This is a genomic window from Anabaena sp. FACHB-83 (assembly GCF_014697485.1).
In the GTDB taxonomy this organism is placed as follows: domain Bacteria; phylum Cyanobacteriota; class Cyanobacteriia; order Cyanobacteriales; family Nostocaceae; genus Nostoc_B.
In genome coordinates, this window is the sequence record NZ_JACJRY010000076.1 from 1 (window position 1) to 19,146 (window position 19,146).

Annotated in this window: 19 protein-coding genes and 1 pseudogene; 14 read left to right on the plus strand and 6 right to left on the minus strand. The window is 41.0% G+C overall.

Features of this window, described 5'->3' with window-relative positions:
- The 3 genes and pseudogenes from H6G79_RS34425 to H6G79_RS34435 form a co-directional block, all read left to right on the plus strand.
- Nucleotides 1-348: pseudogene (locus H6G79_RS34425) on the plus strand (hypothetical protein); the annotation flags it as partial.
- Between the two features lie 694 nt (nt 349-1,042).
- Complete coding sequence (locus tag H6G79_RS34430; protein WP_190594256.1) at nt 1,043-1,273, plus strand: hypothetical protein; 231 nt, start codon at nt 1,043-1,045, stop codon at nt 1,271-1,273.
- A 268-nt stretch (nt 1,274-1,541) separates the two neighbouring features.
- Nucleotides 1,542-2,207, plus strand: coding sequence for a hypothetical protein (locus H6G79_RS34435; protein WP_190594257.1), 666 nt, complete (start codon nt 1,542-1,544; stop codon nt 2,205-2,207).
- Nucleotides 2,208-2,740: 533 nt separating this feature from the next.
- Here the strand turns inward: H6G79_RS34435 and H6G79_RS34440 are convergent.
- From H6G79_RS34440 to H6G79_RS34455, 4 genes are all read right to left on the minus strand, one after another.
- On the minus strand, nt 2,741-6,280 hold the full coding sequence (locus H6G79_RS34440) for a PriCT-2 domain-containing protein (protein ID WP_190594258.1): 3,540 nt from the start codon (nt 6,278-6,280) through the stop codon (nt 2,741-2,743).
- Between the two features lie 287 nt (nt 6,281-6,567).
- The gene (locus H6G79_RS34445; RefSeq protein ID WP_190594275.1) at nt 6,568-7,293 is read right to left on the minus strand and encodes a hypothetical protein; all 726 of its coding nucleotides are present in this window, start codon (nt 7,291-7,293) and stop codon (nt 6,568-6,570) included.
- 96 nt (nt 7,294-7,389) lie between these two features.
- Nucleotides 7,390-7,629, minus strand: coding sequence for a hypothetical protein (locus H6G79_RS34450; RefSeq protein WP_190594259.1), 240 nt, complete (start codon nt 7,627-7,629; stop codon nt 7,390-7,392).
- Between the two features lie 65 nt (nt 7,630-7,694).
- Nucleotides 7,695-7,862: a ribbon-helix-helix domain-containing protein gene (locus H6G79_RS34455; protein WP_190594260.1), complete on the minus strand. Its 168-nt coding sequence runs from the start codon at nt 7,860-7,862 to the stop codon at nt 7,695-7,697.
- Nucleotides 7,863-8,191: 329 nt separating this feature from the next.
- Between H6G79_RS34455 and H6G79_RS34460 the strand changes: the two genes are divergently transcribed.
- The 8 genes from H6G79_RS34460 (at nt 8,192) to H6G79_RS34490 (ending at nt 13,511) form a co-directional block, all read left to right on the plus strand.
- Nucleotides 8,192-8,767, plus strand: a complete 576-nt coding sequence (locus tag H6G79_RS34460) for a hypothetical protein (RefSeq protein ID WP_190594261.1) — start codon at nt 8,192-8,194, stop codon at nt 8,765-8,767.
- The gene (locus H6G79_RS34465; protein WP_190594262.1) at nt 8,760-9,035 is read left to right on the plus strand and encodes a hypothetical protein; all 276 of its coding nucleotides are present in this window, start codon (nt 8,760-8,762) and stop codon (nt 9,033-9,035) included. Before H6G79_RS34460 ends, H6G79_RS34465 begins: the two co-directional genes overlap by 8 nt.
- A gap of 322 nt (nt 9,036-9,357) precedes the next feature.
- Complete coding sequence (locus H6G79_RS34470) at nt 9,358-9,867, plus strand: hypothetical protein (RefSeq protein ID WP_190594263.1); 510 nt, start codon at nt 9,358-9,360, stop codon at nt 9,865-9,867.
- 12 nt (nt 9,868-9,879) lie between these two features.
- Entirely contained in the window at nt 9,880-10,518 is a 639-nt protein-coding gene (locus H6G79_RS34475; RefSeq protein WP_190594264.1) for a hypothetical protein, read from the plus strand.
- A gap of 46 nt (nt 10,519-10,564) precedes the next feature.
- Nucleotides 10,565-10,840: a hypothetical protein gene (locus H6G79_RS36560; RefSeq protein ID WP_190594265.1), complete on the plus strand. Its 276-nt coding sequence runs from the start codon at nt 10,565-10,567 to the stop codon at nt 10,838-10,840.
- The gene (locus H6G79_RS34480) at nt 10,779-11,420 is read left to right on the plus strand and encodes a hypothetical protein (protein WP_190594266.1); all 642 of its coding nucleotides are present in this window, start codon (nt 10,779-10,781) and stop codon (nt 11,418-11,420) included. Before H6G79_RS36560 ends, H6G79_RS34480 begins: the two co-directional genes overlap by 62 nt.
- 64 nt (nt 11,421-11,484) lie before the next feature.
- Nucleotides 11,485-12,054: a hypothetical protein gene (locus H6G79_RS34485; RefSeq protein ID WP_190594267.1), complete on the plus strand. Its 570-nt coding sequence runs from the start codon at nt 11,485-11,487 to the stop codon at nt 12,052-12,054.
- The gene (locus tag H6G79_RS34490) at nt 12,051-13,511 is read left to right on the plus strand and encodes a hypothetical protein (protein ID WP_190594268.1); all 1,461 of its coding nucleotides are present in this window, start codon (nt 12,051-12,053) and stop codon (nt 13,509-13,511) included. The genes H6G79_RS34485 and H6G79_RS34490 overlap by 4 nt, the downstream gene beginning before the upstream one ends.
- Nucleotides 13,512-13,678: 167 nt before the next feature.
- On the opposite strand, the gene H6G79_RS34495 is transcribed toward H6G79_RS34490, so the two are convergent.
- Nucleotides 13,679-13,990: a hypothetical protein gene (locus H6G79_RS34495; RefSeq protein ID WP_190594269.1), complete on the minus strand. Its 312-nt coding sequence runs from the start codon at nt 13,988-13,990 to the stop codon at nt 13,679-13,681.
- Nucleotides 13,991-14,179: 189 nt separating this feature from the next.
- Between H6G79_RS34495 and H6G79_RS34500 the strand changes: the two genes are divergently transcribed.
- From H6G79_RS34500 to H6G79_RS34510, 3 genes are all read left to right on the plus strand, one after another.
- Entirely contained in the window at nt 14,180-16,390 is a 2,211-nt protein-coding gene (locus H6G79_RS34500; RefSeq protein WP_190594270.1) for an ATP-binding protein, read from the plus strand.
- A gap of 138 nt (nt 16,391-16,528) precedes the next feature.
- Nucleotides 16,529-17,845, plus strand: coding sequence for a glycosyltransferase (locus tag H6G79_RS34505; protein ID WP_190594271.1), 1,317 nt, complete (start codon nt 16,529-16,531; stop codon nt 17,843-17,845).
- Between the two features lie 16 nt (nt 17,846-17,861).
- Nucleotides 17,862-18,857 carry a carbohydrate kinase gene (locus H6G79_RS34510; protein WP_190594272.1) on the plus strand — a complete coding sequence of 332 codons (996 nt, stop codon included), beginning with the start codon at nt 17,862-17,864 and terminating at the stop codon, nt 18,855-18,857.
- A 187-nt stretch (nt 18,858-19,044) separates the two neighbouring features.
- On the opposite strand, the gene H6G79_RS34515 is transcribed toward H6G79_RS34510, so the two are convergent.
- Nucleotides 19,045-19,146, minus strand: a 102-nt coding sequence (locus tag H6G79_RS34515) for a DUF4351 domain-containing protein (protein ID WP_191049417.1), incomplete at its 5' end; no start/stop codon positions are given.

Consider the following 19,146-nt stretch of genomic DNA (forward strand, 5'->3'; position numbering starts at 1 on the left):
TCTGACAAGTACGGCTACACTTACGATGAAGTTTCAGAGATGCTGAAGGGGTTAGGGATTAATTTAACTGGCAGCAGAATCAAATATTTAGTAGGCAAGTTGAAGAAAAGCAGTCGTCGTCGTCACAAAGGATCTGACAATGGCAGTAGTACATCAGAGAATGAAGCTATTGAAAATCAGTCAGCAGTTGTTAAAAGCAGCGAAGCTGAAGAAAAACCTGTAAAAAGTACGAAGGGCAAGAAGAAACAACAGCCAGAAGCACAGAAGCAAGAGGAAGAATCAGAACCACAAAGCCAACCAAACAGGTCAGCTTTTGTGCCAAAAATTTACAGTGATGACGAAATCTAAGCTGGTTTATGAGTAAAGCAAAACGACGAAGTAGCTGTAGCTGTAGCGACCTGCAATGCTAATCGCTAAAACCTGCAATCATGACATTTTCAAACCAGGATTATTTGCAACTATAAAAGTCAAAAAAAAACGGAGGTTTTCTTAACTGCTACCCTATCACCGCCGAGAGCGCAACGAGTTCTTAAATTTTTGAAAGACACTATATCTACCGCAAAAATACACAGTGGCATCAATAATTCGTCACTCTAAAATTAGATTTTTTATTCCATTTTTTATCTAACTTTAGTTAGATGGTTAAATTCTAAAATTCACAAAAATAAGTAGATATAGGACTCATATTTGATTTCTGAAAAACCAAATTGGACAGAAGATTGCTATACAGAGCTTTATTTATAAGTATACTTAGCAATATTCAAGTACGATTCGTATATCTGGTTACAGTATTCATTACTAATGGTTTGAGACTTATTTTAACATTTAAAATGTTTGGTTCTTCAATACATTTTATGGGACAGAATAATAAATAAAATCAAATGGCAATCTGAATTACTTGCTGTGACTAGATTTTAATTTTTTGAATTTTCTAGATGATTGGGATTTTAATCCTGTACCATAAACTCACCGGAAGAGCCAAAAGTTTAAGTCACAACATCTATTTTCTGGAAAAATTTACTGATAATAGGGAGATGGAAAAATGGCTGATAAAAATATTAAAGGTTACTATCCAGGTTGGTTTCATAACGAACATCAAGGATTTATTACTTTGAAGTTTGAAGATGATAGTCAGATCGAACTTCGCAATCTTTCGTATGAAGATTTCACCTCAATGGTGGATATCCTTCGTAATTCTAGTAAAGGGTCTGTCTGGTATTCCGATGATCGTGGCTTACTTGGTACTCAACGCCAACTAGTAGGCGTAGGGTAGAGATGAGTCCTACTGCGCTGAAGATATCTTGACAGTAGTACTCTAGACGTTAACCGTCCCATTTTTTGCTCAATTTGGGACGGTTAAACGTATTTACAGACATTAACCCTAACGGGCGACAGTTAATTTTCAAATATTCACTCTTTTGTTAAGAAAAATCAAGCCAATACATAGCATTCACATTTTTCTCACATTTATTTTTTTAAATTTAAAAGTTAAGTAATACGTGTTCTCATAAAATAATATTACACATTTAGGGTGAGTTAAAATGGAAATAAAAAAAATAGATATCAGCAAAATCTTAGATTTATTTTTAAATTTCTGTTTCTTTGCCACCTACCTATTTTTCTTAGTTTATTTCATTAAATCACTTATTGATTATTCAGAACTATTTGAACCTGTAGGGTTTATTCCCCCTCTCGATCCCGTGACTGCTGTGGCGTTAATAGGTCTAGCAGGTGGAATTATTAATATAGGTACTATAGGCTTTTTAAACTATAGAAATGAAAGGAGAAAAATTATATCTATAGAAAAAGAAAAAGAATTTAATAAACGTCAACAGAAAATAGCTCGATTAGAAAAAGAACAAACCACATTGGGGACTTTAAGAACGATAATTAGTAATTTAAAAGTATTGAACAAATCATTGAGTTATAAAAATTTAGATAAAAATCAATTTTTAAAAATTGATAAAGAATTAGAAGAGAGCATAAAAGAATTAGAAGAAAATATTTTTTCAAACTGTTGCCAAATGCTCGCAGATATTAGACCTTTTTTAGTAGATATAGCCAATAACGAACATTTAGACAACACTGAAGAACTAGAAAAAATTCAAGATCAATTAAGCAAATTTATAAATGAATTAGACAAGGAACATACTATTCATGCAAATAAAATAAAGAATGATAAATTTCAATTAGAAAATCAAAATTGAGTTAACGGGACTTAAACAAAACTAAAGGTGAAAGAAGGGCATAATGTTTAACTAGTAAAGCTTTCACATTGAAAAAAGCTCATGAAAGAAACCACCCGCGCAGTCATGCCGCCATACTGGGGTACAAGTATCATTGGAAGAGAAAACCCTGTTAAGCTTAAAAGCCTTATCCCATAAGAATTTTACTGAGGGTTGTAGTAGCTAATTTTTCAAGTCACTTGATAGCTGCTTAACGAGAAACCAAGGGTTTCAACGTCGAAATATTTCTGTATTATTCATGTAATAACACATACGCGGTTTTCTGTTCCAATGGTACTAATACACCTGATTGGAGTTTTGGGCATTTATGATTGCAGTTCGCCAAACATACCGTAAAAAGCAGTAATCTTTATGCTCTCACGCTGTAGAGGGTTTCAAAAAGCGTGACTTGGCATACTAAACCGGACGCTCACTCAACGATTAAGTACACAATCATGAAAGGGAGCATCTTTTATTACTGATAGGTCAGTAGAAACGAAAACCGATAAATTTTCTCAGGTCACTGTCGGGTTAGTTACGGCTTGCGTCCGGGAAAAGTCAGAGTAAACTTCGGCAGGTAAGCAACGCAGGATAATCATCAGCAAGCCAGCCCTAACAGATGGGGTGCAGGAGTGCAGAATCCGCCGCATTGCAGTATTAGTAACCCTTGTGGCAACTTCAGCTACATACTTCAGGGCATCATCGGGGGATGATTCCGATTCATTAACCAGCATCGGAAAGTATTCATGGGCAAACCACCTTTCCTCATCGCTCAGGTCTGTCAAATTTTTATTACTATCGCTATAAAGACTATCTAATAGCAGGAGTAATATTTTTTTGAACCTGCGCCACCCGCCCCAACGCTCGGTAAATCGGCTAACCCAACTTTGGGAGATGTCCAAAATCTTGGCGATCGCATTTTGGCCAATTTTCTGCTGCGACTGCCAAAGGTGGGTGAAAGTGTTGACAATGGCATGTCCGGTCTGCTGTTCGCGGCTGCCGGCTTCGGTGCAGAAATCGCAGGCATCAACAACCTCTAATTTCACTCCTGGCAGTTCCGCGAGGAGGAAACTAAGGTCATAATCAGCGCAGAAGTAGAAAGTTAGCTTTTCTCCTGGGCGACGGTGGGCGCGTAATCGGCCAATCTCTTGAATAATTTCCGCCCTGACTAACTGGATAAGATACTGTTGAAAAGTGCTGTTCTTGTCTTCAAGGTTGACCTTACAACCAGTCATCACTTGAAAATGTGCTGCCAACGTGCCGATATTTTGGTAGGGAATGCCAAAGCTGGCTAGAGCATCACAATCACTGAACCGGTTAACCCCACGACCATCGACAAAGTGACCGTATTCAATCCGGTCTTCTGCCTCTTGTGCAACTTGTTTCCACTCGATAATGCCCAAACGCTTGTGGAGTTTGAGAAAGGTGTCCTTGAGGGCATTAACACGGGCAGTTAAGGAACGGGAGCGATTTTTAGACAGTTTACCTAGTCCAGTAACGTTAACAGCTGTTAAATTGCTGTAATCGGGGCGTGACTGCTCGATTAGAAGTAGAGGTTCATGGTAGTTAAGCTTGACTTTCAACTGTTCTGGGGGGGTAGTAGCATCGAGGTAAATATTAAATTGGGCAGAGTTGGCCAAATCTCGATATTTGGAGTCAGGGCGGGAAATAGTAATTTCACCCCATTTACAAGCCAAGTAACCTTCACCCTTCCAAGCTTCCAGGAAATCAGGCAACCAGTACAAGGGCAAATCCAGAAATTCTCTACCAGCTTGTTTTGCGCTGTCCTTAACTAGCTTCTTGGCAGCAAAACGGGCGGCGGCACTTTTAGAGAGTTGTTGATCCGCTTGGATATCGAGAGAATCTAAATCAGCGAGGAATTCTAAATTAGGCTCTACAATCTGGCGAATTCCTTCAACATCTAAATCATCGGGGAATTCGGGTAACATTGCCCTTAATGCCGCATCATCAAAGCCATAACGAGAATCGGGCTTAATTTCTTGGGCAAGAAGCTTACGCAAAACTTGTAAAACAGGCTGGAGTTTTGACCATTGCTCAGGCGGTAAACTTGTAGCTAGTTGCCCTACAGTAGTATCAAAATCTTTTAACCTGACTTGAATTTCGCGCACAGGCTGAATGAGCGTACCCGCTTCTTCCCAAATGCGACCAACTGTGAAAGGTTGACCAGCAGCGTTAGTTAAAGTAACTGGTGTAGAGTCGGGATGCGCTCGGATTTCGGAGAAATTTTGAATCACAGTGCGCTTAAGATAGCGGAAGCCGAAACCATTACCATGAGCGAAACGGCACTGGTTTTGGAGGGGACAACCGTTACAGATAGGGCTAATAGAACTTTCTTCAAAGTCTAGACTGACAAAGTTCTTGTCACGGAAGCCTTCAAATAAATAACTTCGGTGACAATTGCCGATGGTATCGGGAGTTTCACCCACTTTTGGACGCACCTGAAACGGATCACCCATTGGGGTTGTGCGGGTGGGGTCGATTTTTAAGCCATTGTGCCGTACTGGGAGGTCAACGAAATTAGCCTCAATGGGGAGTGTTGAGGGGTTGCGGTGGTTGGCATCCTGGTAGATTAGTTTTTCAATCCCAAAAAGGGCGGCGGTGAGTTGACCAGCGTTGTGCGACTTGCCTAAACCGGGGTGAGAATTATCTAAAATCTGTGTCCAGCCCTTAGAAATCGCTTCGACCCAGGCGGCAATATGCTCATCTGGGGAACAAGTAATAGAGATATCACCTGTAACGGAGCTTCTGTGTGGGATATTGCCACGTTTATAGACAATGACTTGGCGTACTGGGGCAGTAATTTCGGGTGCTGGCTCCGGGGAAGCGGGTTTGGAAAATCCCTTAGCAGCTGTAACGAATGGGGCGATCGCCTGCTTTAATAAATTCTGGAAACTGGTCAAGTCTTCTCGGACTTGCCCAAGCTCCCACTGCTCACGGCTAATCAGCCCTTTGTCACGTTGATAGGGTTCGTACTGCCGTTGCGGGAATCGGAAGCCGTACTGTTTGGCAATGTGAAACAGCGTCCCAATCGAGATTCCCCCGCGTCGGAAACTGCGAATCTTGGCGCGAATGTTCCAGGTTGTGCCAGGGATGGAGGGCGACCACTTCTCAGCAATAATTTCGGCTTCAGATGCCCCATAGTGATTGACCAAAGCCATCAACACTTGGCGGCATTCGTCGTAGTTGCCACTGCCAGGACTACGCGGTGGAATAAATGATAGTGCTTGTTGGATCAGCTGCTCAGTGTCCCAGCCTTCAACGTCGGAGATTTCGCGGAACTGCTGACGGCGTGACTCAATTTCTTTGATGCGTTGTTGGTATTCTTCCCTCTCCTTGTGGGCGATCGCAATTGCTTCAGTGACCCACTCATCTGGTAGGGTTGCAATCGGGTTGACTATGAGAAATTCTGCTTCTGTGTTGCCATAAAATACACGGCTGGCATCCTTACACGCTGGGTCATGCGGTAACTGCTGCATGAGAAACCGCGTACAAGCTTCTACCGTGTCAGCACCTTCAACATATTGGGGCAGAGGGAAAATTAACCGAAATTTATGCCAGTCAGGTTTATGACTGGCAGTGGTGTACATTAAAGCGCAGTGCTTTTGAATGAAAGGATGGGCTAGGGCTTCTTCAATGGTTAGTTGGTGCTTGTAAACCTTGATAGAATTGCCGAAATCGTCTTTAATTGGCTTGCCCTCTGCATCACGGGCAATAGAGGAATTATCGATGTCGAGTAGTAGCCAATGAGAACCGATAACGTTGGCCTTACTGCGCCATTTATTACCCAATAAGCCTGCACAGATGGCGTGACCTGCTTTGATGTGTTGCTGCACATCTTCTAGAGTGCCTTCTGCGTCGCGGAAGTTGGCAGCAAGTTTTTTAAAGTCCCAGTCTTTGTTTTTTCCTGTGGCATTAAACGCAAACTTGATTTTATTACTAAAAACAAGCTCTTGTTTTATCTCTAATGCTTCAGCACATTTATTACTTAATTGTTGATGCTGAAGCGAGTTATGAAATTGTTGTAATGGTGACATTGAGCAATTCCTCCTTGATGTGTGGTGGAGGAATTGGAGCTATCCTTTGGCAGTAATCTTTTAATACAAACTTTCAGAAAAATTAGACCAAAATTACATAAAATTCCTGAATTACTGTTCGTCTGTGAGTGGACGGTGTTACTATGGCTGAACACCCCAATCATCTTTGATAAGATTACTATTAGGGATATTAATCCGGCGGTTCAAACCAGATACCCCAATTCCAAGTGAATCAAAATCAGAAAACCTCGCTGTCCTATCGGGACGTGAGGTTTTCAGCTTTTAGACTATTCGTACTTGGCTAACCAAGCCTTAATAAACTCGGTTACTTCCTCCTGTTGAATTACAAATGCAGTGCCTTTTCTCCTGAGAGCCAGAATTTTCATATTTCCAACTTCAGAATAAAGGTGCGAATTATGATCATCAGCCGCCTTGGTAGGAGGCCATAAGACCAAAACTTTTGCTGTGGGTGTTTTTGTAGCTTCCCTTGAGGACATTCCAAACAAGTCTCTGTTCTTGTTCAGCCACTTCTCGTAATCTGACAATTCAAGTAGTGGGCAAGGATTCCAAATTTTTAGTCCATGCTTGTCCTTCCTCTTGGCCTGCAAAACCTCTCTGGCTTCGTTGTAGACAATCTCCTTATCTCCTATTGAGCGAATTGAGATAAATACATGAACTTTTCGCTCAAATCTCACAAACAAGTCGATAGGATTCTTGTCCTCTACCTTCAGCACTGGAAAAACTTGTATTCCTTGGCTTTTAAACTCATCTAAAAGTACGGTGGTTAATTTTTCCAGCCTCGCCAGTTTTTGAGTTGCTACCAAAGGCTTGTAAGCCAATCCAAAAAGTAGCCAGCCTAAAGGATGAACCATACCACCTGTAGCCAATGCTGCACCACTAGCCGCTAGAGCAACAGTGGATTCATAGTCTTTCGCCTCCCTAAGCATCTCTAACGCCGCTTCATTGTGCGGCGGGAGTTGAAAATCGTTTGGTGGGTCTTTTACGGCTAACATTGGCGACATCAAAATTAGTAATGATGTGAAATTAATACTAGTTGTTTGATTTTTCCCGGATGGGCTACCGTGCCTATAAAATTTACGCCTTGCAGTTTACGCTACATCTTTAACTGTAAAACCTTTGCTACACCACTGAACTAGCAGCCATCTGTCAGATTCTTTGTCTAAGGCTGGCTTTAGTCGAAAAGCAAAAAAATCTTCCCAAACCTCTACGCCGTGTTTTGTAACAAATTGTTTCTCTACTACTTTGAAGCTTTCCCAGTGGCGATCAGCAATTGCTGTCAGCAGTGGGATTAATTCGCTAACTGGTATCTGAGCAGTTATTTCACTCATTTGGGTGGCCTTCAAACTGATTCTGTTCTGCTAGATCGCCAGTGGCTTGCTCTGAGTCGCTCATTTTATTTGTCCTGCTTTTTTCGTTCTTTATATTGAGCTACCCAATCCGCAAGCGCGATGCTGGCGAGATTGGAAACGGATCGTTGTTGCTCATCGGCAATTGTTTGTAGATCGTCTAATAATTCCTGTGATGCCAGATAAATTGTTAATCGTGGTTTTTTTGTAGCCATTACGCATAAAAAGTATGCTGTATGGAGCTATTAAATACCACTTCTAAGCTATTTGCAATTTTTGTATGTGAAGTGTTGACACTTCGCTTAACTTCACATACTATATTAGTGTCAAGGTTATCGATACGTCAATAAATTAGATCAGCAAAGATATCGAGCTATTTGCATACACATCTGCATAGCGGTCGCCCTATGTCTGCGGTCGTTGCATGGTTGTGTAAATGAACACATAAGCATAGCGAAGAATACGCGGTTAACGGAACGACAGAAATAAAATCGCAGGCGTTGACAAAGGAGAGAGCGTAGCGTTTCACAGTGCAGGAGGATTCATGCACATCAATTTACGCAACTTAGAAGCAATTAACGAATTACCTCATGAGAATGAGAAAGTAATGCTTAATCAAAATCAATTACGGAGCTTGGAAGCAAGTTATCGTTGGCTTAGAGAACTCCAAGATTCAGCCGAATTCAAGCAACTCGAATATTATCCAGACGTAACGCTAGGTGATGCCATCCAAGCAATAGGCGAACTACTGGACGAACACGAGCCTTGTGATTACAACAGGGCGAATTTTACTGATGAACAGTTGTATTCGTGTCTAGAACGCTTACCAGTAATGCACATTCGCCGTGTGAAGTCTTGGCGCGAAAAAATTGCGCTCTTCATCTTAGATACAGCGTCAGAAGTAGCACTTGTGAGCTTGCTAACTACGAGTTTTATGGTTGTTGGTACTATCTTTTGTCGCGGCGTTGACCGCATTGAACAAAGCAGAGGCGACAAATATCAACCCATATGGATTTATAACGCCAAGCTTTTTGAAGGAAGCGCCATTGCATCTATCGCGGTCTTCTTGGGTGCAAGTTTAACGGGTGCGTGTGTGGCTGGGAGTAATAAAGATGAATAACTTAATTCCTGTGTACGACCCTTCTAGCCTTTCAGAGCGAAAAGTGTATCAAATAAAAGGTGCGCTGTATCGCTTTACAGGTAAATGCCCTTGGGCAAGAATTGACCATCCGCAATGGTGTTTTACGCCGCTTGCTGGGCAAAGGCGAAAAGCTGACATCAAGCTAAATCAGAACAAGGTTAGACATGGGATTTATGAAGTCCCCGGTATGGTGTCCAGTCGAAAATCTGAAGTAATGGGACAGGGCATACAGCAAACCTTGTTTTGATGTGTTCAATGTGACTGGCTTTAATGCTCCGTTGACCAACGTGAGCGCAAAAATTAGGCGATTCGGGGGCGTAAACGTGGGGGTAAATCAGAAAGTGTCAGTAAGTCGCAAACCCTGACTAGTCCTGTTATCGCGTGGTTATAGGCGACAAATCCTGGCTTTAGAAGTCCGTCCAAAGTCCAAAATCCAAAGTTATTGATAGTCGTCAGACTCAGGACTATATCAAATACCTCGAATCAGACTCAGGGCTATATCAAATACCTTGGCATAACCGGATAGCTAGTTAATTTTTGACTTGCTTAAGTAATAACTCGGAGGTAATGTGACCACAAAAATTTATTCAGTTAAGTATCGCCAGTTGAAACAGATTTATGAGCGCAACATAGGAAAACAAATTTCAGACATCACTTGGTATCGAGTAGTAGCTTTTCTCAAACAGCGTTTTAGCTTAAAAGTGGAGTCAGCGAATGCTCAAGAAATAGTTGAGACGTTTGCCGGACTAAGACGGCGCTACGGTGCGCTAACCCCAGCCAGTAAAGGATTTAACGAGCGTTGGCAAGTTTTCAAGCATTTTTATGAGTTAGACGCTAGTTATAACGGCGAGAGCTTTTTAGTTGTGCTGGCAGACTATTTAAAAATCAATCTTGACGACGTACCACGCAGCACCCGTTACTACTGGTTTAGTCAAGCCGGACTATCTTTTAACGCCCTTAATACTTACCACAGCAAAGATTTAGCCCTTGTTGCGTTCGTCGCGGCGAAGTGGGCAATTAACAGACGACAACAGCCCATGAAATCTGCTGACCCAAAAGCTTTAGCACTAGCCAAATAAGGAGTAATCATCATGTCTGACAAATTTACTAATAACGTCCGCGCTCGTTTGTACAAACAGGGTTATCAAGGATTCACCAAGGACGATTACACCCAAGCTGCCCTGGCTGTCGAGTGTGATGACCTGAACAATCCCACCAAAGACCAATTGAGCCAAGCCGTTGACTATCTCAAAAACAAAGCGACAAGCCAATTATCCGTAGCTGATGAACCCGTTGAAGAAAAATTCCTAACCCAAGTAGAGTTTGAACAGTCCGAGACTGAACTTGAAACAGGGACGCTCACGGTGGCCCCTCAAGATGTAGGCGAGATGATCACGCATAAAGCCTCACAAATGGGTGTAATCCTTTCAGAGCAACAAATTAATGACATAGCCGATAGCGTTGACACCTCAGCCAGCACCTTTGACGAAATTCTCGAACAAGTAGAAACAGCACTACTCGCTTATGCTGACTTTTCAGCAAATCAGGTTGACGCAAAGATTGACCAGACGTTGACTAGGGTTAAAGAGCGAGTAGTTAATCGTCATGAGCAAAGCAGAGACAAGCTATCTCGTGGGCTAACGGGCATTAGTGTGGCTTTGGAGAATAGCCGTAACCAAACTAAAAGCCAACTTAAAGGGATACTCGCCAGACTCAACGCGGCTCGATAGCGATGAATTAACATTACTTGAGTGTTTGTTCATTCGCTGGCTAAGAATGAATTACTTCTCCAGAATTGCTGTTAGTTTAGGTGCGATTGCTGCTTTCATTTTGCCCTTACATTACTGGGTATACCTGCCAATCAGAGAACATCACAACTATCAGCAATATCTCAAAAGAAGGCAAGCTATTGAGCAATATGTCAGGCGAATGGAGTATCACTGCCACATAATATTTACACCCGAAAAAGAGTATCGCTGTGAAAAATTCAATGAAGCTCAAGAATCAGGTAACTTCCAAGTCTCGCCACTTGGAAAGCCAGTTAAAAAATAAGTTCAATGTATCTACTAACTTGGTAGTCAGAGCGTTAACAGGTGATAAATCAGCATTGAAGCTGATAGGACAAATGGGTAATGACGGGGCAAAGATTAGTGAATTTGCCCCACAAGTAAGAGAGCAAATGTTAGCTGCTATCAAAGGCACTGAGGACTTAAATCTAGTCCTGAGCGATATCTATAAACAAGCTGGTGTTAGCGGTGAGAAGATTGAAAGAGCAGTGCAGTCAGCCGTTTTAGCTGACACTCATCTAGCAAATATCCTAGAAGAGATGAAGCTAGATTTCAATTCATCCCAAGACCAAGAAACCCTACGCCATCAACAAGCAACAAATCACATCAAGCTAAAAGCCTGGGTGGATAAGCACATGATGCAAGTTGATGGTGAATATAAGATGTTGCAGACAGAATTACAGACAGATATTAGACAACAAACAATTGACCTGCAACATGATAAGGAACTGGGCAAGTATTACTTAGAAATGGGTGATAACGCTCGTGATAATTTCAAGCCGAAAAAGCAATATGCAGCCCGTTCAATTGTCCAAAAAATCAAAGATGCCCTATTAGGTTTTTGACAGTTTAAGCCCGACAGCAAGCGCATAAAGTTACTGTCGGGCGAGTAAATATCTTGGTGCTAACATGACATACGATATTGAGTCCGACCAAGAAGAACTATTAAACGAAATCGCTCCAGATACGCCCTTACCCAAAGACTTGATAGAACATCTGGAATCGCGCAAGCAACACCGTAAGGATGTTATCAACACAACTGATAAATTGACCCGATTCTTTGTTACTTGGTCGTTAAATTCTACAGGATTATTTATAGCTAAATATCTCTTAATAACTGGCGGTGGCGTTAACTTGTGGCTGGCAATTACGCTCTCGTTTTCTATTTGCAGTGTTGGCTCTCTGGCTGGGTTAACGGGCTTGAGAGTTAATTACAACAGTGATGGACTAGAGGTAGATAATATGCAAAATATTTTTAAAACTGCTGGGGGTTTGTTGTTTGCAGGTGTCACCACTTGGTTAGCAGTTAAAGACTATCAATATTTTGAGAATTTGACTAAGGAAACAGTGAACCAGATTAGCCAAGACATCCAAATCATTGAAAAACAGAATCCACAATCAGACCCTTGGTTAAGTATTGCCGTCGCGTTGGCTTTATTCATTGGTTCCATTGCAATTATTTTTAGGGGACGAGAATGAAACAAGGTGTTTTCGAGTTAACGCTGGCTGGTGTGTGTGGTGTCGCCGCAATCATCGGGCTGGCAACATCGCAAACACGTCAGCCCTACGATTTGACACAGATTCAGTTCTGCCCCAGGTCAATTAATGGTGTAGAAAGTCAAGTAGCACTGGATAAGCGGTTTTGTAATCTGCCGCGTTTTGTCCTGACTGAAGAATGGCGACGCTACGGGCTGTATGGCAGCATCATTCCTTACAAGGGAGATGCCATTCAATGGGTGCGTGATTTACCCACAGACAACCCTAATCAGTTGCTAGGATATGGGGTTGCAGTTATGGGGCTGTGGGGTATTGTGGGTTGTTTAGTCGTGCGTTCGCAACGGCTCAAGCGCACTGATTATGAATTGGGGGAGCTTGAAAAGACTGGTGATTATGCAATTTGGCAGCACAATAAGCATAAACGTGAAGTTAAGCAGCATTCGACAGGGCTTTACACTGAACGCCTGAAAGATGGGCTGTCAGGACTGGATACAGAAGAACGCGTTGCGTTAGGACTGACTGACTCAGAAAACGAACGGGCTAAGGCACGTATTCAGCTTGAGGATTTTCTTCTAGCCCGTGCTGTGAATCATTCAGTCATGGATAAAACCATTGCTGAAAACCTTCGAGACAAGGCGAAGGCTGACCAGGAACGTGGGAAGATTGAGGGGAAGACCAAGGCAGCGATCGCAGAAAGTAACAGCAATCAATCTGTTGACCAGCAACGTGCCAACGAACTCATAGAAGCACTCAAAGCTCATGAAGATGGATGGTTGTGGAAGATTATCGACAACCTAACGCCACTGTGGTTAATCGGTCGCCAGGGGTCAGGTAAAACTTACACAAGCGCGGCTATAGCTCTTGTGAGAAAGCATTGTTTAGGGATTCCTGTTTACTACTTAATTGACCGTCACGCCACTGGGGACAACTCCAAAGCGTGGCGATATCTTGATACTCAAAATATTGCCGAGTCAGAGGTAGAGATAGGTACTGCGCTTGATGGTCTGTGTGAGCATTGGTTGTTAAGAATTAAAGGGAAGAATGACTTAGAGCAATCTGCGACTATAACCCCTGAACAAGTGCTGATTGATGAGTACACCAACTTGAAATCATTGATTGGTGAACCAGCAGAAAACTTTTATAAACTGCATTTGACAGACACTAGAAAAGCCAAAGTTTATGTTACTGGTATTACTCACAATGACACGAATTCCAGCTATCCAGAAGGCACACAAGCAATGAGGGAGGCGGGTACAATCCTCATTCAAAAGTTTTCGGCTAATGGTAAAACGCCACTGTCGAGAGTCAAGATTGTTCGTGGCTTGCTTGATGACAACGGTGAAGAATTGAAAGAGGCAGAGCGCACACTACCAAACTGGTTCAACCCAGAGGATATTTATAATCATTTCAACGGTAAGCCGATTTCTTTTGATGTTTAATTCTTTTTTAACACTATGACATAATAATTTAGAATCATTATGTCATAGTGCTTTCACCAAAACCCTAATTTTAGTCATCCTGACGTAGATATAGCCTTACAAATACTAAAATTAAACTAAATTCAATTATTTTAGTATTTACCAGTGAAATTTAGGCAAGCTTAAATCTAAACTCTTGTTCTACCTCCCTCTATAAGCTTTTCAGTTTTAACGACCAAAATTTTTTCGTTGCTAAAATTAAGCTTTTTTGGTGAAAATATGCGGTTGATAGGAGGCAGTTTTTGGAATTTGTGATCTACATTATTCTGATACAAATAAAATTGTGAAAACATAAATAGTAGTTCAATAACCATTTTTGATAGCGTTAATACAACTACTATGCGCTGTAAAAGTTCCCACGAAATAAAGGGACGACTTGTGACTTCATATTTCAACTGTTCTTCTGCTTTTTTAGTTCCATTAGATAGTCTCAATTTCATAATGTCTCGCTCAACTCTATAACTCTATTCTGAAATAGGAGATGCCTGAAGCCAGGTGTAGAGAATAAGCTAGAAATTAGAATTTATGCAGAACTTATGCAGAACTTATGCCTGACTTTGACTGACTTGTTATGAAAATCCCGGTTTATGATGCAAAATAATTGTTATTGCTCATAAGTATAGCGAGCCATGTCACAAGACTCACTTCGGATTGCCCGGACATCGGTTTCAACTGTTAAATCAGCTTTAAGACACAACAGCTATGGAAATCAACAGGCTTTGGCGGAAGCTGTCGGATGCAGTAGAGATACTGTGAGCAAATTTTTCCGTGGCGTTGCAATTAAGTATTCTAACTTCGTTGACATTTGTGAGAAGTTAGGGCTGGAGTGGCAAGACATCATTTCCAAGATTCGTCATAATCTCCCACAAAAAACCTACAGTAATTTTGTCGGACGTGAGACGGAGAAAGAGAGATTACTAAAGTTGCTTTCTCCTGACCATGCCGCTCCTATTATTACAGTTGATGGCATTGGGGGCGTTGGTAAAACCGCTTTAGCAATCGAAGTCGCCTACCAATGCCTGAAAGCCAGCCAGAATAACCTACCGGACATACCTGTATTTGATGCCATCATTTTTACTTCTGCAAAGTTGCGAAACCTTAATTCAGCAGGAGGAATCTTGACTATCTTACCTACATCTCAGCAACAGTTTAATTTAAGCAATATTTTCCGGGCAATTGCCGATACCTTAGAGGACAGAACTATTATTGCTGAAGCCGCTCCTGAAGAGTTACTTAACGCTGTACATAAAAGCCTTGCCAAGCAGCAAACGCTACTAATCGTAGATAACTTAGAAACAATAGACGATAAAGAAAGTGTCCTAAGTTTTTTAGATGGTTTACCTCGCACTGTTAAATCTATAATCACTACTCGTGAACAAAAGTCTATCTACGTTCATATCCGATTAACTTCACTTCCAGAGGCTAAGAGTTTAGAGTTAATTCAGCACGAACTAAAGACAAAAGATTACCCTGGGATTTGTCTTACAGAAGACGAACAAAAAAAATTATATCAAGGTACTGCTGGCATTCCCATAGCCATCGTTTATGCAATTGGTCGGTTAGCAGATAGCAGGTCTTTTGAAACAGTATTAAATGATGTACAATCTGCTAAGGGAAGAGTTGCTGATTTTCTTTTTACCCAAAATGCCACAAGCTTGCGAGGAAAACCCACTCATAAAATTTTGATGGCATTAGCAATTTTTCAAGATGCTCCTGTTTGTGATGCTATTGCAGCAGTTGCAGGGCTACAAACTGAAACTAGCTCGACAGTCCAGGAATACTTAGAGCATCTACAACAAATTTCTCTAGTAAGTATAAGGGATAGTCGTTACAATATACTTTCCTTGACACGTCAATACATCCTAGCAGAACTTGCTGCTTATCCAGATTTTGAAAGAGAAGCACGAGAACGCTGGGTAGACTGGTATTTAGATTTTGCTAAGAAGACTGGTGGTGTTGATTGGGGCCCAAAAGAAAGTGGATATGTCCAGCTAAAAGAAGAATGGGGGAATCTGATCAACGTAATCGAATGGTGTGCAACCCAAAATGATTACAAAAATGTCACAAACTTTTGGCAATATCTCCATGAACCTGCTTATGGTTATGGTTATTGGCGCGAGCGAATTCGGTGGATGAAATGGTTAATCGAAGAGGCTAAATTACGTGGTGACTGGGTAACTTTTGTGAAGATAACAACTAACGTGAGTTGGTCATACATAAGGTGGTATTCACCTGAAAATTTGAAAATAGCAAGCGATTTATTAATGAGAGCCTGGGAACTTAGACATCACGTAAATTTGATTGAGCAAGATTTCATAGCTCATAATATTGCACAACTACATATCGTCCAAGAAGAGTATAATGAGGCACGCATTTGGTTAGACAGGCAAGAGGAGATTATCAACGGTGCTGAAATGGAAGAACGTTATCAGATTCGACGTTTGACAACGGTTTTATATAGCAGAGCCGAAATTTTTTATTTTGAAAAAAATCATGTCCAAGCAAAAATGCTATTCCAACAAGTAAGTAGTCAAGCAGAAGAAATTGAGTGGCATCGTTATAGTAACTACGCACAAAATTGGTTGGCTGATATTGCAATAGTTCAGGGAGAAATTAGTGATGCTGAAGAACTATTGAAGACAGGTTTAGCTGTAGCTGAACAAAATAATCTCAAAAGGCGAATTTTCTGTTACCAAGTTTCTTATGCACGTTTAGAGAAAGCAAAAGGCAATTTAGAGGAAGCTCGTGAATGGGCAGAACAAGCACTTGATGGTTTTAATCAGCTTGGCATGATAAGAGAAGCAGAAGAGGTTCAATCTCTTCTTACTACCCTAGTATAAGATTACAGAATTATATTTTATATTTCCAAAGGTACATAGTCTGACTGAATTTATAAGTCATAATCAACGTTTGGGGAATATATAAAACATATTTAACTCCAAACTTATTAGGCGTGTTCTAGCAATTTTAGGTTTATAATGGATAACTGTATTAATCAAAAAAAACTTGTTAGCAAATCACTCCTTTATAAACAGAGAATTGCAATAATTTCTGATCATGGCGATCCTTCTACAGAAATTGGTGTGGAAGAGGCAGGTGGTCAAAGTGTTTATGTTCGCCAATTGGGTGAAATGCTGCCGACTTTCGGTTGGTGGGTAGATATATTTACCCGCAAGCTCAACAAAGAAGACCCAATGATCGTTCAAAATTCTCCTTACTGCCGAACTATCCGTTTGGTTGCTGGGCCAGAAAAGTTTGTTCCCAGAGATCAGATTTTTGATTATATGCCTGAATTTGTCTCAGCATTTGAAGCTTTTCGCAAGCAGGAAAACATATATTATCCAATAGTTCATACAAACTATTGGCTGTCTGCCTGCGTTGGTTTGGAATTAAAAAATATTACTAACATTCAGCTAGTTCATACCTATCTCTCTTTAGGTGTAGTGAAGTACGAAGCTGCTTTAAAGTACAAAATCCTGACTCAGCTACCCGAAATTGCAGCAACTCGATTGAGAATTGAACAGCAGGTTCTGGAACAAGCAGATTGTGTAGTTGTAAACAGTCTGCAAGAGAAAGAAGACCTGCGTAATTTAGTTTCTCAAAAGGGGTGTATTGAGCTTATTCCTTTGGGAACAAGTCTTGATCGATTTCATCCTATACTTCAGTCAGAAGCTCGAACTAAGTTAGGGTTAAACCTAACTGAACAAATTGTTCTATACGTAGGACGCTTTGATCCTCGCAAAGGTATAGAGACAATGGTTCGAGCTTGCGCTCAGTCTAAAACTCGATTGACGGGGAACCTAAGATTAGTAATTGTGGGAGGAAGTTGTCCGGATCGCATAGATGGGCCGGAACGTAAGCGAATTGAGCAAATTGTTCAAGAAGTAGGACTTTCTGAAAAAACCTTATTTGTTGGTCGAGTTGACCATGATATGTTACCCCTGTACTATGCCTGTGCGGATGTGTGTGTAATACCCAGTCACTATGAACCGTTTGGTCTAGTCGCTATAGAAGCGATGGCTTGTGGTACTCCAGTCATAGCTTCAGATGTTGGTGGCTTAAAGTACACAGTTGTAAATGAGGAAACTGGCTTGTTAGTACCTCCCAATAATATTGAATTATTTGCTGAAGCGATCAACCGGATTCTAGCAAATAAGATTTGGGCTGAACAGTTGAGTATCAATGCCTCGAACCGAGTACATAAATATTTTGGTTTAGCAACAACAGTTGGTAAGTTAAACAGGCTTTACAAGAATTTGCTATCTCAAAAAGCAGAACTCACACTGACAACCTAATGCAATCAAGTCATTTATGAAAAACCCTCGTGTTATCTGCATTGGTGAAATGTTATTTGACCGCTTTTCTGTACAAGTAGACGAATCATTGCAACAGGTTACATCTTGGCAAGATTCTCCAGGCGGTGCGCCTGCTAATACGGCTTGTGCTTTGGTTAAATTAGGCATTCCCACTGCTTTCATTGGTTGCATAGCTCAAGATGAGCTAGGGGAATTATTGATAAATTTACTCAAAGATTCTGGCGTAGACTGCACAGGTGTACAGCGTCATCATACAGCACCTACAAGAATTGTCTATCTGCTTCGGGACAAAATAGGTAACTCTAATTTCATTGGATTTGGTGGTCGTGACCCCGCAGAATTTGCTGATGCTTATCTCTGTGCTGAACTATTACCTATCTATTTATTTAAAGAAGTAGAGTGGCTGGTTTTGGGAACTTTGGAACTTGCTTATACTAGAAGTCGAGAGGCAATTTACAAAGCTATTAGTCTAGCAAAGTTTTATGACATAAAAATTTTTGTAGATATAAACTGGGAGCCAATGTTTTGGCGAAATCCAGACACTGCTTTGCACGAAATAAAGGAATTAATTAAATATGTGAATTTTCTCAAGTTAACTGTTGATGAAGCCAAATTTTTGTTTGGTACTACTGAGCCGAAAGCAATTGCTCAATCTCTCAGCAACCTTAAAGGTGTGTTAGTAACCGCCAGTGAAAGAGGTTGCACCTATTATCTAGGAGAATATGAAGGCAATTTGCCGTCCTTTTCTGTTGAAGCTATAGATACTAAAGGGGCGGGAGATGCTTTCAATGCAGGAATAATCTGTCAGATACTCAACTATGGCATTCATTGTTTGGCTGATCCAGAAATTATCAGAGAAATTGTTACCTATGCAAGTGCTGTAGGAGCAATCACTACAACGAAATTAGGAGCAATTACAGCTCAACCCACACTTATTGAAGTCGAAGCTTTCTTAAGTAACCATTGCTTAAAGGGGGATAGCATTAGTTAGTCAAGGCATGACAAATCTCAGTGCAACTAGCTATCCTTGCAACGTGAGTATCCAAATTTCATTTTCCATAGTTTAGGTAAAACCATCACATCAATACCCGCCCCTGCCCTACCCGACACAATTGCCGTTTACAAGTTTTCTTCGTTAAGTAGAGACGAATCAATTCCTGAGTAGGTGGTCAAAAATCTTAATTATTTTCTTGCTGTTCTAGTAAATTTACCAAATCAGATATAGTAGAAAAATCCACAAATTCCTCACCTAATACTTCCAATTGTTCAGTAGATAATAC

Coding starts and splice junctions, on each gene's coding strand:
- H6G79_RS34495 (WP_190594269.1), bottom strand. CDS start 13,990: ATGAAATTGAGACTATCTAATGGAACTAAAAAAGCAGAAGAACAGTTG.
- H6G79_RS34460 (WP_190594261.1), top strand. CDS start 8,192: ATGCACATCAATTTACGCAACTTAGAAGCAATTAACGAATTACCTCAT.
- H6G79_RS34430 (WP_190594256.1), top strand. CDS start 1,043: ATGGCTGATAAAAATATTAAAGGTTACTATCCAGGTTGGTTTCATAAC.
- H6G79_RS34505 (WP_190594271.1), top strand. CDS start 16,529: ATGGATAACTGTATTAATCAAAAAAAACTTGTTAGCAAATCACTCCTT.
- H6G79_RS34485 (WP_190594267.1), top strand. CDS start 11,485: ATGACATACGATATTGAGTCCGACCAAGAAGAACTATTAAACGAAATC.
- H6G79_RS34480 (WP_190594266.1), top strand. CDS start 10,779: ATGAAGCTCAAGAATCAGGTAACTTCCAAGTCTCGCCACTTGGAAAGC.
- H6G79_RS34490 (WP_190594268.1), top strand. CDS start 12,051: ATGAAACAAGGTGTTTTCGAGTTAACGCTGGCTGGTGTGTGTGGTGTC.
- H6G79_RS34455 (WP_190594260.1), bottom strand. CDS start 7,862: ATGGCTACAAAAAAACCACGATTAACAATTTATCTGGCATCACAGGAA.
- H6G79_RS34475 (WP_190594264.1), top strand. CDS start 9,880: ATGTCTGACAAATTTACTAATAACGTCCGCGCTCGTTTGTACAAACAG.
- H6G79_RS34465 (WP_190594262.1), top strand. CDS start 8,760: ATGAATAACTTAATTCCTGTGTACGACCCTTCTAGCCTTTCAGAGCGA.
- H6G79_RS34445 (WP_190594275.1), bottom strand. CDS start 7,293: ATGTTAGCCGTAAAAGACCCACCAAACGATTTTCAACTCCCGCCGCAC.
- H6G79_RS34440 (WP_190594258.1), bottom strand. CDS start 6,280: ATGTCACCATTACAACAATTTCATAACTCGCTTCAGCATCAACAATTA.
- H6G79_RS36560 (WP_190594265.1), top strand. CDS start 10,565: ATGAATTACTTCTCCAGAATTGCTGTTAGTTTAGGTGCGATTGCTGCT.
- H6G79_RS34510 (WP_190594272.1), top strand. CDS start 17,862: ATGAAAAACCCTCGTGTTATCTGCATTGGTGAAATGTTATTTGACCGC.
- H6G79_RS34500 (WP_190594270.1), top strand. CDS start 14,180: ATGTCACAAGACTCACTTCGGATTGCCCGGACATCGGTTTCAACTGTT.
- H6G79_RS34450 (WP_190594259.1), bottom strand. CDS start 7,629: ATGAGTGAAATAACTGCTCAGATACCAGTTAGCGAATTAATCCCACTG.
- H6G79_RS34435 (WP_190594257.1), top strand. CDS start 1,542: ATGGAAATAAAAAAAATAGATATCAGCAAAATCTTAGATTTATTTTTA.